The organism is Klebsiella sp. MS 92-3 (genome assembly GCF_000195655.1).
GTDB lineage: Bacteria > Pseudomonadota > Gammaproteobacteria > Enterobacterales > Enterobacteriaceae > Klebsiella > Klebsiella pneumoniae.
This window is the reverse complement of the sequence record NZ_GL882815.1, coordinates 1-13,997: the sequence shown is the minus strand read 5'-3', so window position 1 is coordinate 13,997 and position 13,997 is coordinate 1. Positions and strand designations below refer to the sequence as shown.

14 protein-coding genes and 1 pseudogene are annotated in these 13,997 nt (G+C 54.5%); 7 read left to right on the top strand and 8 right to left on the bottom strand.

Annotated elements, in window-relative coordinates; translation table 11 throughout:
- The 6 genes from HMPREF9538_RS12860 to HMPREF9538_RS12885 form a co-directional block, all read right to left on the bottom strand.
- The coding region (locus HMPREF9538_RS12860; protein WP_009485225.1) for an AMP-binding protein at positions 1–440 on the bottom strand (440 nt) is incomplete at its 3' end.
- 248 nt (positions 441–688) lie between these two features.
- On the bottom strand, positions 689–1,078 hold the full coding sequence (locus tag HMPREF9538_RS12865; protein WP_004176179.1) for a VOC family protein: 390 nt from the start codon (positions 1,076–1,078) through the stop codon (positions 689–691).
- A 1-nt stretch (position 1,079) separates the two neighbouring features.
- Entirely contained in the window at positions 1,080–2,414 is a 1,335-nt protein-coding gene (gene fucP, locus HMPREF9538_RS12870) for an L-fucose:H+ symporter permease (protein ID WP_002904849.1), read from the bottom strand.
- A 36-nt stretch (positions 2,415–2,450) separates the two neighbouring features.
- The gene (locus tag HMPREF9538_RS12875) at positions 2,451–3,392 is read right to left on the bottom strand and encodes a ribokinase (protein WP_004184063.1); all 942 of its coding nucleotides are present in this window, start codon (positions 3,390–3,392) and stop codon (positions 2,451–2,453) included.
- A gap of 11 nt (positions 3,393–3,403) precedes the next feature.
- Positions 3,404–4,093 carry a D-allulose 6-phosphate 3-epimerase gene (gene alsE / locus HMPREF9538_RS12880; protein WP_032457131.1) on the bottom strand — a complete coding sequence of 230 codons (690 nt, stop codon included), beginning with the start codon at positions 4,091–4,093 and terminating at the stop codon, positions 3,404–3,406.
- Positions 4,094–4,202: 109 nt separating this feature from the next.
- The gene (locus HMPREF9538_RS12885) at positions 4,203–5,003 is read right to left on the bottom strand and encodes a DeoR/GlpR family DNA-binding transcription regulator (RefSeq protein ID WP_004143408.1); all 801 of its coding nucleotides are present in this window, start codon (positions 5,001–5,003) and stop codon (positions 4,203–4,205) included.
- 362 nt (positions 5,004–5,365) lie between these two features.
- Here HMPREF9538_RS12885 and deoC point away from each other — a divergent pair, with 362 nt between their 5' ends.
- The 3 genes from deoC to HMPREF9538_RS12900 all read left to right on the top strand — a co-directional run bounded on the left by deoC (position 5,366) and on the right by HMPREF9538_RS12900 (position 8,509).
- Positions 5,366–6,115, top strand: coding sequence for a deoxyribose-phosphate aldolase (gene deoC, locus HMPREF9538_RS12890; protein ID WP_004190109.1), 750 nt, complete (start codon positions 5,366–5,368; stop codon positions 6,113–6,115).
- Between the two features lie 53 nt (positions 6,116–6,168).
- Positions 6,169–7,674, top strand: a complete 1,506-nt coding sequence (locus HMPREF9538_RS12895) for a xylulokinase (RefSeq protein WP_009485222.1) — start codon at positions 6,169–6,171, stop codon at positions 7,672–7,674.
- A gap of 61 nt (positions 7,675–7,735) precedes the next feature.
- Positions 7,736–8,509: a DeoR/GlpR family DNA-binding transcription regulator gene (locus tag HMPREF9538_RS12900; protein ID WP_009485221.1), complete on the top strand. Its 774-nt coding sequence runs from the start codon at positions 7,736–7,738 to the stop codon at positions 8,507–8,509.
- Between the two features lie 136 nt (positions 8,510–8,645).
- Here the strand turns inward: HMPREF9538_RS12900 and HMPREF9538_RS12905 are convergent, their stop codons facing one another.
- A complete protein-coding gene (locus tag HMPREF9538_RS12905) occupies positions 8,646–9,560 on the bottom strand; it encodes an AraC family transcriptional regulator (RefSeq protein ID WP_009485220.1) in 915 nt (304 codons plus the stop codon).
- Positions 9,561–9,740: 180 nt separating this feature from the next.
- Entirely contained in the window at positions 9,741–9,980 is a 240-nt protein-coding gene (locus tag HMPREF9538_RS12910; protein ID WP_020316797.1) for a hypothetical protein, read from the bottom strand.
- A gap of 29 nt (positions 9,981–10,009) precedes the next feature.
- On the opposite strand from HMPREF9538_RS12910, the pseudogene HMPREF9538_RS0127780 reads away from it, so the two are divergent.
- The 4 genes and pseudogenes from HMPREF9538_RS0127780 (at position 10,010) to gap (ending at position 13,925) form a co-directional block, all read left to right on the top strand.
- Positions 10,010–11,123: pseudogene (locus tag HMPREF9538_RS0127780) on the top strand (alpha/beta hydrolase).
- A gap of 199 nt (positions 11,124–11,322) precedes the next feature.
- Positions 11,323–11,694, top strand: a complete 372-nt coding sequence (locus HMPREF9538_RS12915) for a DUF2255 family protein (RefSeq protein WP_004176172.1) — start codon at positions 11,323–11,325, stop codon at positions 11,692–11,694.
- A gap of 161 nt (positions 11,695–11,855) precedes the next feature.
- Entirely contained in the window at positions 11,856–12,836 is a 981-nt protein-coding gene (locus tag HMPREF9538_RS12920; protein WP_002904870.1) for a GlxA family transcriptional regulator, read from the top strand.
- 78 nt (positions 12,837–12,914) lie between these two features.
- A complete protein-coding gene (gap, locus tag HMPREF9538_RS12925) occupies positions 12,915–13,925 on the top strand; it encodes a type I glyceraldehyde-3-phosphate dehydrogenase (RefSeq protein ID WP_002904873.1) in 1,011 nt (336 codons plus the stop codon).
- Positions 13,926–13,997: the final 72 nt, after the last annotated feature.

The window sequence follows — 13,997 nt, the reverse complement described above, 5'->3', positions numbered from 1 at the left end:
GGGCGGGTCAGCGGTTCGGGAAGGCAGAGCGCCTGCCATTCGCTGAGTGAAATCGCACGCGCGTCAGGGGTGTTTTTCAGCCAGTCCTGTACGGTCGCATCGAACAGGACAACCCGGGGAGCGATATGGCCTACCAGCGCCTCGCTTTCGGCCTGCTTAAGCTTGGTGCTGAACGGCACCACTTCGATGCCCAAACCCAGCGCGGCAAAAAGGACTTCGCAAAAAGCGGGGTGATTGCCCCAGGCCAGCAGAATACGGTCGCCTTTGCGCAGCGACCAGCCGCGATCAAGCTGCGCCATCGCCCGCTGTACCCGCAGATGAAAATCGCGGTACAGATAGCGCCGATCCTCAAACGCCAGCGCCAGGGCATCCGGGCTGCGGGCGGCGCTGCGGCTCAGGGCCTGGTACAGATTCTGGAAGTCGGCGGAGGTGCTGTTCATGTGTCTCTCCTGATATCGCGTATTGAGTAGGAGTAGTCTGGGGAAATTCAGGAGAGGAAATTGCCGAATGGCTCACAATAGAAAATCAACAAAACAGAAGCAATTTTGTAACATTGCACAATGGGCAGGAGAGACCGGGTGGGGGAGAGATATCTGCGAATCAAACCGACGTGAATAATGCCAGAGGACGCTATCTTTTAGACCCGTATTAACCGGGCCTAAAAGAGTGAAGGGGTCAGCCCTGCCGCTTAGCGTTTACAGGCATCGAACTCGAGCCGTTCGCCATCGGGGCCGCGAATAAGCAGGAAGCGCACGTTGTCTTCTTCTATCGGCCCTTCATCGAGCGGATAACCGAGCGCCGCCAGCCGCTGCTGCACCGCATCCAGGTCGCTGACTTCCAGCGCCAGATGATCGATACCGCAGCGAGGGGCGTCAAAGGGCGTTCCAGCGGGAAGCTGATACAGCTCGAGGACGGCGCCCGCCATTTCCAGGAACGCAACTTCAATAGTGCCCTGTGGCGATGGCTTGCTAAACCGCTGCTGGCGCTGAAAGCCCAGCGGTTCATAGAAGGCAAGCGAACGCGTTAAGTCACTGACCTGATAGCCAATATGAGCAATCGTGTTGATAAGTTCGCGCATGTTATACCCCCTTACGCACGCACCAGAAGCCGTAGAAAGCGACATACACAAAGCACAGGAGCGGAGCGATAAAGGCGATTTGCATATTGCCGCCGTTCATATCCGAGATAATGCCCATCACCAGAGGAATTACGGCCCCGCCGATAATCGACATCACCACGATCGAGCCTGCGGTCTGGGTATCTTTCCCCATCCCTTTGATCACCAGACCAAAGTTCGTCGGCCAGCATGGCGCCATACAGAAGCTGACCAGAATGAGCGCATAGACCGCCAGCATTGAACCGCTGAAAACGGCAATCAGTAACAGGGCGGTGGCGGCCAGGGCAAACGTTCCGAGCAGCATCGCCGGATTCAGACGGTTCATCAACCAGGTGGCCACGGTTTTTCCCACGGCGTAAATCACCAGAGAAGCCAGCAGCCAGTAAGTCGCGGAGTGCTCGCTGGTGCCTTGCTGCACGAGCTGCACAAAGCGAATCGTGAAGCTCCATACGCCAACCTGGGCGCCGACGTACAAAAACTGCGACAGGATCCCGAGGCGAAAGCGCGGGATAGCAAACAGGCGTTTCAGCGTTGGCCCCATGCTTTCCGTCGGGAGTTGCTGTTGTTGAGCGGGCGCGCCCTTGCACGACGGGAATTTAATAAACACGAACACCAGCGCCAGCACCACCAGTACGGAGCCGATAATCAGATAGGGCCCGACCACCTGACCAACCATCTGATGGCGTGCAACGTCTGCAGCGGCGGCGGGCATCGCCAGCAGTTGTTCATGACTCGGATCGTTTTCGCCAAAGACCATCAGCTGGCCAATTAATACGCCGGAGATCACGCCCAGCGAGTTGAAGATCTGCGAAAAGTTAATACGCTGGGTGGAGGATTGAATCGGACCCAGCAGGCTGGAGTAGGTGTTTGCCGACGTTTCCAGAAAAGAGAGTCCGCAGGCGATCACTCCGAGGCAGGCGAGGAATGCGCCGTAGGTCATGATCTGTGCGGCCGGAACGAACAGGAAGCAGCCGAGGGCGTACAGGCACAGCCCAATAATAATCGCCGCTTTATAGGAAAAACGCTTAATCAGCGCCGCCGCGGGCAGGGCGACAAAAAAGTAGCCGAGGAAAAAAATCGACTGCACCAGCGCTGTCTGGGTATCCGTTAAATCGAAGCCCTTTTTAAACTGGGCGATCAAAATATCATTCAGGTTGCCCGCCATCCCCCATAGCGCAAACAGGCAACAGACCAGTAAAAATTGCAGCCAGGGGGTATGGGGTAAATACGCACTGGTGTCCAGTTTTTCTTTTTGGACCGCTGCGTTATCGACCTTATCCGTGATTAGCGTACTCATTGAGCTATCCTCTTAATGTTTTTTATACAGTAGGGTTTATGCCATTTCATAATCAGCGGCGGCACGGAGAAGCCGTTCCTGTGCCTCCAGGTACTCAGGTAAAGATGAGGCGCCTTGCTTTTCGACACTGACGGCGGCATAGGCCGCCGCGAATCGGGCTGCGGCCTGTAGCGGTTCCCCGCAGGCCAGCCGCGCCGCCAGCGCGCCGTTGAAGGCATCGCCCGCACCGGTAGTGTCGCGGGGGTGAGAAGGAAAGCAGGGAATAGGGGATTTCACCCCATGCTCGCTCAACAGGGCGCCGCTGGCGCCGAGAGTGATAATGACGTTGCGCGCGCCCTGAGCATGTAACACGTCGGCGGCCTCAGCCGCGGCCGTCAGACTGTCAACCCGGCGTCCGGTCATTAACCCGGCCTCCGTGGCGTTCGGTGTAAGTAAATCCACTTTGCGTAGAAGGGCGTGCTCAACGGGCTGCCAGGGCGCGGGATTGAGTATTACCAGGGCCCCGGCTTGTTTGCCGGCGTCTATGACCTGTTCAATAGCAGAAAGATTGTTCTCCAGCTGAACCAGAACCACATCCGCGCAGCCGATAGCGGGAATGCAGCCGGCGATTTCATCATCGGTCACCGTCATATTCGCGCCGGGATCGACGGCAATCATGTTTTCGGCATCGTTACCGGCGACATAAATCAGCGCATTGCCGGTGGGGATCTCTTCGGCGACCAGCAGCGTCACAGCATTGAAGCCCACGCCTTTCAGATGACGGCGGGCAAAATGGCCGAAGGTGTCATTGCCAATCTTGCCGATATAGTGGACATTTGCTCCCGCTTTTAGCGCGGCGGTGGCCTGGTTCGCCCCTTTACCTCCGGCGCTGGTCATACTTCCGCAGGCCACTAACGACTCACCTGGTACCGGAAAGCGATCCACCCTGGCGACCATGTCGAAATTGAATGAACCAAAAACACAGACTTTTCCTGACATCATTCGCTCCTCTATACCAGCTCGGGGGAGTGCAGCGCGGCGGACAGTTCGCGGGACATGGTTTCCCAGGCCAGCTCGAGCGGCATATCAGCGCGGAATAAACCGCTGCTGCCCATCACTAATATCTGTGCGCCGGCGCCCAGCAGCGCGCGGTAGGTGTTGCGGTTACAGGAGCCATCGACTTCCAGCAAGAAGCGGAGGCTGCCGGTCTCTTTGAGCTGATGAAGCTGCGTAATTTTGGCGAGCATTTCAGGAATAAACGGCTGACCGGCATAGCCTGGGTCGACGGTCATCACCGTCACCTTATCGAGCAGATGCAGATAGTGCTGGATGCTCTCAACCGGTGTGGCGGGATTGAGCACCATTCCCACCTCTTTCCCCGCCTGACGAAGCATATTGATAACCCGGAACGCTTCGCGGCAGATGGTCTCCGGATGCAGTGAGAAGGCGTCTGCGCCGGCGTCTAACAGCGCCGGTATAAACGAAGCGGGCGCTTCGACCATCAGATGGACATCGATAGGAAGCGAGGTGTAGGGACGGATCTGCGCCACAAAGCTGGCCGACAACGCCAGATTTTTGACATAGTGGCCGTCCATGATGTCGACATGCAGCCTGTCGGCTTTGCTGTTTAGAAAGCGCAGCTGTTCCGTCCGCTTCATCATGTCCATACACATCAGCGAGGGAGAAAGGTAATAACGCATAAGGCCTCATTTATTCCGGTGGTGGCTGAATTCAGGCAAAGTCTGGCCCTGCCGCGGTAAGCAGCGTTTCGACATTGCGCGTATTAACCGTCACGTCATGACGGCGTACTCAGGCGATTTGCAGGCTGACGTTATGCCAGGTCATCTCTTTTTCCAGCAGCGGATCGACAAACCTTTCAGTCACCAGACAGTCCAGCTCGCCCAGTCCGCCGATACGTGCGACGCCTGTTCGCCCCAGCTTGCTGCCGTCGACCAAAGCCACAGTCTGACGGGCGGCCAGCAGCATCTGTTTCAGCAGGGCGGCGTGGGCTTGCGTACCCGCATACAAGCCGCTATCGCGCTCCAGCCCCTGGCAGGAGAAAAAGAGCGTATCAATGGCATATTCGCGTAGCGTTCGTGAGGCGGTTTCCCCGAAGAACGACTCTTCGGTCGGGGAGAAATCGCCCCCCAGCCCGACGAGATGCAACGAGCGTCGGCTCATCAGAGTTTGTAAGATGCGAATGGAGGGCGTAATCACCGTCAACGCCATCTCCGGCATCTGCCGGGCCAAAAACCAGCTGGTGCTACTCCCGTCAAGGACAATGGTCTGTCCCGGTTGGAGAAACTGCAGTGCTTTACGGGCCACGCGCATTTTGCCTTCGCTGTGCAGCAGCGTTCTGTGCTGAAAGCTTCCCTGGCTATCTTCAACTGGCAGGGCGGATGCCGCCGCCCGGGTCGCCGGCAGCGGATTTTCCGCCGCCAGCGCTCCACCGTGGCTTCGGGTTAAGATCCCTTTGCGTTCCAGCTCGCTCAGATCGCGGCGAATCGTTTCCCTGGAGACCCGAGTCGCTTGCGCAATCTCATTCACCCGCATGACGCCGTGTTGGCCCAGCAGTTCAACAATCAAACGATGACGTTCCAGCGGCAACATAGCTCTCTCCTGAAGTACATAATCAGATTACTTTTCCCTTGCGCAGAGCGTTGAGACCTCGGGAATGTCCCACGAAGGCAAGCTATCCGCAGCCGAACACTGTGATAGCGCACGCATTTCGCTTCACTTCCGTCAGCGGTTTGCGCTATTTCGCCCGTGATTCAGGCATAAACAAAAACAAACAAAAATAAATGCAAGATTGCTTTTGCGCCCATTTATGCCCGATTACGCCTGCTCTGCAAGGTTAACGCTTATTTCCTGCTGCTAATTAAAAACAAATGAAAATAAAAAAATGCTTCTTTGATCACGTTATTTTCATTTAATGCGTTTTTAAATGGATTTAAGCCAAATATCAGCATTAAATGAAAGCAATTAAAAACAAAGGACAGGATAAGACCATGAATGAAACAACCCGTCGTTTTGCACGTTTAGTTGATCTGAGCGCAGTTCAGGCCACCAGTACCGAAGCGGATGTTCGCGCCTGCGCCGAGCTGGCTGCCAGATACAACATTATTTCCGTCCACGTACTGCCTTGCTGGACGCGCTTTCTCAGTACGTTGCTGCCGCAGCAGGGTACGGGAGAGGTGATGATTGGCGGTCCGGTCGGCTTTCCCGGCGGTGGGCATACCACCGATACCAAGGTTCAGGAAGTGCGGCAGCTGATTGCCGACGGCGCTCGGGAAGTGGATATGGTCGTGAATATCGGCAAAGTGCTCTCCGGCGATTATGACTATGTGCGCGAAGATTTGCGCCGCGTGGTGGAAGCCGCCGCCCCGGTACCGGCCAAAGTGATCCTTGAAACGCACTATCTTAATGAGGAGCAGATTCGTCGCGTGTGCGAAATTGCCGTAGAGGTGGGGATGAAGTGGGTCAAAACCTCTACCGGCTGGGCGCCCACCGGCGCCACGGTGGAAAAAGTCAGCATCATCGCCGACCAGCTTAAAGGCCGAATCGATATCAAAGGCGCCGGGGGCATTCGCGATCTGGCCACGGTGCGTGCGCTGTACCAGCTTGGCGTGCGCCGCTTTGGCATGAGCCATGGCGCGGTAACCAAGGTGCTGGCTGAACTGGAGCAGCACCCGGAACGTTTTCCCGAGCTGAACGCCGATTAAACTGAGAGACCGCGGGCCTGGTGGCCCGCCTTAAGACGTCACCGGAGTTAGTGATGAAAGATAAAATACTCACGATTGATGTTGGCACTGGCAGTACCCGCGCCGCTATTGTGCGCATTGACGGCGCGATGATCGGCTTTGCGCAAAGAGAGTATGAGCAAACCACGCCGCGTGCAGGTTGGTCAGAACAGGCCCCGTCTTTATGGTGGCAGGCCGCCTGCGACTGTATACGCGAGGTGCTTTACCGCTATCCTGAAACGGCAGCGCAAATTGCGGTTATTGGTGCTTGCGGACAGATGCATGGCACCGTCCTTCTGGACGACCGTGGCGAGCTGGTGGAGGATAGGGCGTTGCTGTGGAATGATAAGCGCAGCCAGCCGCAAGTTGACGCCTTTAACGCGCGCGAAGGTTGGGAAAAGTGGCTGGCGCATTTGAATAATCCGCCTGCGGCAGCATGGCCCGCTTTCAAGTTAGCCTGGTGGCGCGAAAATCATCCGGATCGCTGGTCGCAGCTCGCCAAAGTATTAATGCCGAAGGACTATATTAATTTCATGCTGACCGGTGCCATGGCGACCGATTATAGCGAAGCGTCGTGCTATTTCCTGATGGACAGCGAAACCCGTAGCTGGTCTTCGCAAGCCTGCGAAACGTTTGGTCTGCGGGTCGATCAGCTCCCGGAGCTTAAACTTTCCAGCGACATCATCGGCCAGGTGACGCAGCGCGCAGCCGACCTGACGGGCCTGCCGGCGGGTATCCCGGTGGTTGCCGGGACGTCGGATATGGCGGCCTCTCTGCTGGGCTCGGGTGTGTATGAACCGGGGATGGCGTCTGATTCAACCGGCACGTCGACGCTGATGACGGTGGTGTCGCCGCGGCCGTTACACCATACGCTGGTTAATAATCTTCATCTTGCCAACGCGGCCTGGGGCGGATTTACGATCCTCGACGCCGGCGGCGATGCCGTTCGCTGGGCGCGGCTGGCACTTGCCGATAACCAGATTACGCATCCACAGCTTTTACAGGAAGCGGCGGCGGTGCCGGCGGGGGCAGAAGGGCTGCTGTTTCTTCCCTATCTGACGGGAGAACGTCTGGCCGAACACACGAACTCGCGGGCACAGTTTTTTGGCCTGCAGCGCAAGCATCGCCGCGGACATTTATTCCGCGCCGTTCTTGAAGGGGTGGCCTTTGCGTCCTGGCGCAATCTTCGCCAGCTGCAAAAGTGCGGGCTGTATCCGCAACAAATGATCGCTTCCGGCGGCGGCGCGCGCAGCTCGCTGTGGCTTGAAATCAAAGCCGCGGCGTACAATCTGCCGATATTATCTACGCGTAATCAGGAGAATGGCGTCACCGGATGCGGTATTATCGCCGGGGTTGGCGTAGGGTTGTACGCCGATTTTGCCAGCGGCGTGCGGCAAACGGTGCAGTTCGACAAACTGATCTCACCGGATCCCCGTCTGCGGGATTATTACCACGCCTGCTGCGAGCTTTTTGATACGCTGTACCGGCAATCCGCTGCCTTATACGACAGGCTGGATGCGCTCAGCGTAGGACCCGTCTGATACGCAAAGGTAAGCCAGCGCCGCGACGCGCGTAACGAGCTGTAAAAAAGAGAGAGGCAGAATGTTTGCAGAAGAAAGACAGGAGAAGTTACTCGGTATTCTCAGGGAAAAACGCAAAGTTGCTGTTTCTGAGATGTGTGACGTCTTTAATGTATCTGGCGCTACCATTCGTGCCGATCTCCGCCAGCTGGAAGAGGAAGGGTTGCTGACCCGAACGCATGGCGGAGCCGTTCTTCGTACCCGAGCGAGCTTCGAACAAGCATCGGACGCCCGCGAAATTGTCAATCTCAGCGCGAAAGAACGGATCGGCCAGCGCGCGGCGGCGCTGGTTGAGGATGGCGATATAATCGTGCTGGATACCGGTACCACGACGCTGCATATCGCGCGCAATATTCGTGACAGACAGAACGTCACGGTGGTTACCAATGATTACCAAATCGCCCGGGAGCTTGAGGCCAGTCCCTCGATTCAAACGATTCTGCTCGGGGGGATCGTTAAGAAGGGATACCACTGCGTAGTGGCGATCAACGGACGTTCCATTCTCGACACGCTAAACGTCGATAAAGCATTTATGGGCACCAATTCGCTGTCGCTGAAACACGGCGCCTGCGTGGCCGATATCATGCTGGCAGAAACGAAACGAGGCATGGTGGAACACGCCAGTCAGGTGATTATTGTCTGCGACTATAGCAAGCTGAATAACACCTCGCTTGCCCAATTTACCGCAGCAGATCGCATTGACACCGTAGTGGTGGATCGTCTGCCTGATGACGTTCAGGCGTATCGTAATGCTGGCATTCAGGTGATCTCTCTGGATGAAGAGGAGCATCTTTAGTGCGCTGCTGTGACGTTGTCACTAACCAGCGCGTCGTAAAACCCCGTCCCTCAGGGCGGGGATAAAGTTCCGGGTATTCGACTCACGTGCCGGGGGATATCGAAGACCAGGCATGGTACAGGCGGTCCAGAATTGATTAAAGCTTACCCGCTGACTTTCTCAGTTCAGTAATATCCCTCTTGGGCGATTCCCCGAACATCCGCGTATATTCCCGGCTGAAATGGGACAGGCTTTCGTAACCGACCGCATAGGCTGCTGTGGTGACATCGTAATGTTCATTCAGCATCAGTCGCCTGGCTTCATTGAGGCGCAGCCATTTCTGATACCGTAGCGGGCTCATCCCCGCAAGCTGCCTGAAATGGTGGTGGAAAGAGGGCGTGCTCATTTGCACCCGACTTGCCAGTTCCTCGACGCGTAAAGGTGATGCAATATTGGTCTTTAACCAGTCGATAGCTTTACCGATACGGTAGCCATGGCCGTCGACTGCTGCAATCTGTCTGAGATGATCGGACTGATCGCTCATCAAAAGCCGGTAGTGTATCTCTCTTTGGATCAGCGGCCCGAGAACACGAATGGCTTCAGGTTCGTCAAGCAAAGAAAGCAGACGGCAGAAAGGCTCCAGCAAAGCATCGGTAATAGTACCTATCCCGACACTCGTTCCCGCGTCTCGTTTTTTGACCGGCGGCAGGCTTCCCTGGGCAATTAATTCCATTAGCACGCGCTGGTCAAGCTTATAGGCTACGCCGACGCAGGGCTGGGATGTCGAAGCCTGCAATATTTCCGAACTGGCCGGCAGGTCAAGAGAGGTTATCAGGAATTTTTCCGCATTATATTCATAAGGTTCACCCCCAACCCACATGATCTTCGCGCCATCGGCCACCAGAACGATACTGGGAGGGACCAGGCAGCTTACCGGGGGAGCGGGTTCGTTTCGGCGAAACAATTCGAGCCCTTCTACGGCGGTAGGGAAATCGCCGGTGCCGGGTGTGCGCTGTGCAATATCCCTCCATAGCTCACCCAGCAGTATTTCAACCGATTTGTCAGGAATCATTCTGTAATGCCCCACACTTTTGACCTCTTTTGAGGTTATCAACTTAGCAGCTATGAAAACTGAAATACACGCTTTGAGATTAGGTTCAGAGGATCAGGCAAATAATGCAGAGTATTTTAATAACACCTTATATTAAAGACATTCAAAATAATAACTCTGAAATGAGGCAGTGTCCTGAAATCAGGGTTCACCGCGAGCAAATCTAACCCGTTCAGGTTTAAGCCATTTTTTAACTGCCACGACGGTATCGCTGCGCTTGAGAAGTGGTTTGAAGAAATTGGTACGCCAACACGTCTTGAACAGCTGAACATCAAGGAAGCAGATCTGCCCGCTATCGTTGAGAACGTCCAGATCAATGTCAAAGCGTTTGGTATCGCCAGTGATTACCGGCCGAAAGTTGTAACTGAAATACTCATGCATGTTGTCTGAAATAGGTCCCTCAATATCCAATGAAAGGTTTTAATATCATGACGCTAATATCTTCGACGCGCTTTTTTAATGGCGCACTCCTTGCCGGGGCGATGGCTCTGATTTCAACAGAAGTTGCGGTGGCCCAGCCTGCACCAGGCACAGCAGATTCTTCAGGCCGTCTGGTTCAGACGTGGGATAAAACTTTCCCAAGGAGCGAAAAAGTGGATCATCAAAAAGTTACTTTTAAAAACCGTTACGGCATTACGCTGGCCGCAGATGTGTATCTTCCAAAAGATCGCGGGAACAAGAAGCTTGCTGCGCTTGTTATTTCCGGGCCTTTTGGCGCGGTAAAAGAGCAGGCCTCGGGTCTCTATGCTCAGACTTTAGCAGAGCGCGGATTCGTGACGCTGGCATTTGATCCGTCTTATACCGGTGAAAGCAGTGGTGAACCCCGCAATATTGCTTCACCCGATATCAATACCGAAGACTTTATGGCTGCAGTCGATTTTATGGGACTACAACCTTATGTGGATCGTGAACGTATCGGTGTCATCGGCATCTGCGGCATGGGGGGGATTGCCCTGAACGCTGTTGCCGTGGATAAGCGCGTAAAAGCGGTCGTTGCCAGCACCATGTATGATATGAGCCGCGTAATGTCAAAAGGCTACAATGACAGCGTAACACCGGAGCAACGCGAGCAGGCGCTGGAGAAGATGAGTCTTCAACGCTGGGAAGATGCAGCAAACGGCAAACCGGCATACCGGCATACCGGCATACCAGCCAGCCTATAATAAACTGAAGGGCGGTGAAGCACAGTTCCTCGTGGACTATGCGGACTACTACATGACTAAACGCGGCTATCATCCCCGAGCCGTCAACTCTGGCAATTCATGGTCCGTGACAACGCCGATGGCCTTTATGAATTTCCCGCTCATGACCTATATTAAGGAAATTTCTCCGCGCCCGATCCTGTTCATCCATGGTGAAAAGGCGCATTCGCTTTACTTCTCCAAAACGGCTTATGAAGCGGCAAATCAGCCAAAAGAGCTGCTGATTGTAAAAAATGCTACCCATGTTGATTTATATGATCGTATGGACAAGATCCCGTTCGATAACATCACTGCATTTTTCAACAAAAATCTTAATAAATAAGCCATAGCACCGTCCGGTGTTTTCAGATGCAGTGTCTGTGGGACAAACGACAGATACTGCTCTCTTAGCATGGGGTGTTGGGTATTCTATTGTTACTGATAAAGCTGGCACTAATTCCTGATGCGATATTAATTTCCGAATATTATCGAGTTAATCCTGCGACAGAAAAAAGCAACCGCATATGAAAGAGGAGAGGTATATGTACTGGAACCCTGAAGTATTAACAAGAATAGATGCGGCCGACGACCTGAAAATCGCACCGTATCATCCCGATATGAATACGACCGGTACGCCGACATGGATATGGGAAGTGAAGGTGGACAACCGACTTTTCGTCCGAGCCTATAGTGGTATCCGTTCAAAATGGTATCAGGCTGCATTGTCCCAGCAGGCAGGTAAGATACTGGCTATCGGACAGGAATTCGACGTACTGTTCGCAAAACCCTCGGACCCTGAGCTTGAAAGTAAAATTGATCAGGCTTACCTGAAAAAGTACTCCGGCAGCAGCTATGTTTCCGCAATGACAGGGATACGCGCCAGGGCAGCCACGATTGAGATTCTACCTTCGTGATGTCCTGTCAAAGTGATGCTGCCTGTACTGTGAGGCAAAATCTACCTGTTTAACGTTCATCTCCCTGAAACTGAAGGCACGTATGAAACCACTCTTTCCGAGCCTTCAGGTTTTTACATCCCTTTGTTGACTTATTCTGTAAAAAGATTACTTTTCAGGACATGAAAAAGATACTTATTATTGTACCCGATGGCGGTATGCTGTTTGAATCCGCCGGTATTGCTGACATTCTGATGCAGGCCAACCGCCTGCACCCGGAAGGTGCCCGGGAAATCTGCTACCAGGTCAAGCTAGCGACAACTCAACCGCATCAGGTTATCCATGGTCAGTCAGGTTTAAATCTGCTGGCCGACCATCGTCTGCATGAGATTGACCCTCGCGAGCCCCTCGATACCATCATGATTACCGGCAGAGGTCAAAACCCGCAGGAGGGGATGGCGGTGGTTGACTGGTTGCGCCTTGCCGCTCCCCATGCCCGCCGCATAGTCTCCATTTGCGGCGGTGCGATGCTGCTGGCGCAAACCGGACTGCTGGACGGCAGACGGGCCACTACCCACTGGAAGCTGCTGGAAACCATGCAGGCGGAATTCCCGCAGATCCGCGTCGAGGGCGGGCCGCTCTATATTCAGGACGAACATATCTGGACCTCTGGCGGGGTCAGTTCCGGCTTTGATCTTACGCTGGCGCTGGTTGAAGAAGACTATGGCTTCAGCCTGGCGCGCGATATCGCCCAGGACTTCGTCATGTATCTGCGTCGCCCGGGAGGCCAGCTGCAGTTTAGCCGCTATAACCTTCAGCAGACCGCCACCCAGGGCCCGATTAACGATCTGCTGGCGTGGTTGCTCGAAAACCTCACCGCCGACCTCAGCGTAGATAAGCTGGCGGAAAAAGTCGCCATGAGTCCGCGAAATTTCACCCGCGTCTTTACCCGGGAAACCGGCGCTTCGCCAGCGCGGTACGTCGCGGAAGCCCGCCTGGCCGCCGCGCGGCAGCGTTTGGAGCAGACTCACGAGACGCTGGATCGTATCGCCGAGCAAACGGGATTTGGCAGCAGTATTAACCTGCGACGCTTGTTTGAGAAACAGCTTAACCTCACTCCAGGTGAATATCGTCAACGATTTCACTGTCGCAAAATGGCGTAAAGTGATCCTTTTTTGTCATTTACGCCATAACCCGTCCGTCCTACTCTGACTCCAGCGATAATCGATAAGGAGTTAATTATGGTAAAGGTCGGTATTAACGGTTTTGGCCGGATCGGACGCAATGTACTGCGCGCAGCACTGAATAATCCGGATATTCAAATTGTGGCAATCAACGATTTGACGGACAGCAAAACGCTGGCGCATCTGCTGAAATACGACTCGCTTCTCGGTAAGCTGGATGCAGAGGTCACAGCGGGTGAAGGGGGGCTTGTTGTTGATGGTAAACCCATTACCGTATTCAGTGAACGCAACCCGGCCAGTATTCCGTGGCGTCAGTGTGAAGTCGACATCGTTATTGAGGCTACAGGATTATTCACGGACCGTGAAAAGGCTGCTGTACATATCCACAGCGGTGGCGCCAAGCGCGTGATTATCTCTGCCCCGGGTAAAAACGATGATTTAACCATTGTGATGGGCGTTAATGAGAGCCTTTACTCCCCGGATAAACACTACGTGATCAGCAACGGAAGCTGCACCACCAATGGTCTTGCACCTGCTGCGCAGGTCCTGCACCAGCATTTCGGTATTAAACATGGTCTCATGAACACCACCCATGCCTACACCAACAGCCAGGCGCTGCACGATCAGCCGGAAAAAGATCTGCGCGGGGCTCGTGCCGCCGCATTGTCGATTGTGCCTTACTCCAGCGGCGCAGCGAAGGCTCTGGGTAAAGTTATTCCTGAGCTGGATGGGCGTTTAACGGGATACTCGCTACGCGTCCCTGTGCCAGTGGTGTCCATTGTTGACCTCACCGTCACGCTTGAGCGAGATGTGACGGTCGAAGAGGTGAACAATGCTTTTCGCGAAGCCGCCGCAGCGGGACCTCTGAAAGGGATCCTGGGTTATAGCGATGAACCGCTCGTCTCCAGCGATTACCAGGGAGACCCACGCTCGTCGATTATCGACGGTCTATCAACGCTGGTGATTGGCGGTAATATGGTCAAAATTCTGGCGTGGTACGACAATGAATGGGGATTCTCTAATCGTCTCGTTGATCTGGCATTGATGATGGCAAAGCGTGAAAGCTAATCCACTGTGTGTTGTATTCATCTGTAAAAGTATAAGCAGTTCAGCTGGATGAATAGTGGCTCGAGTATCATT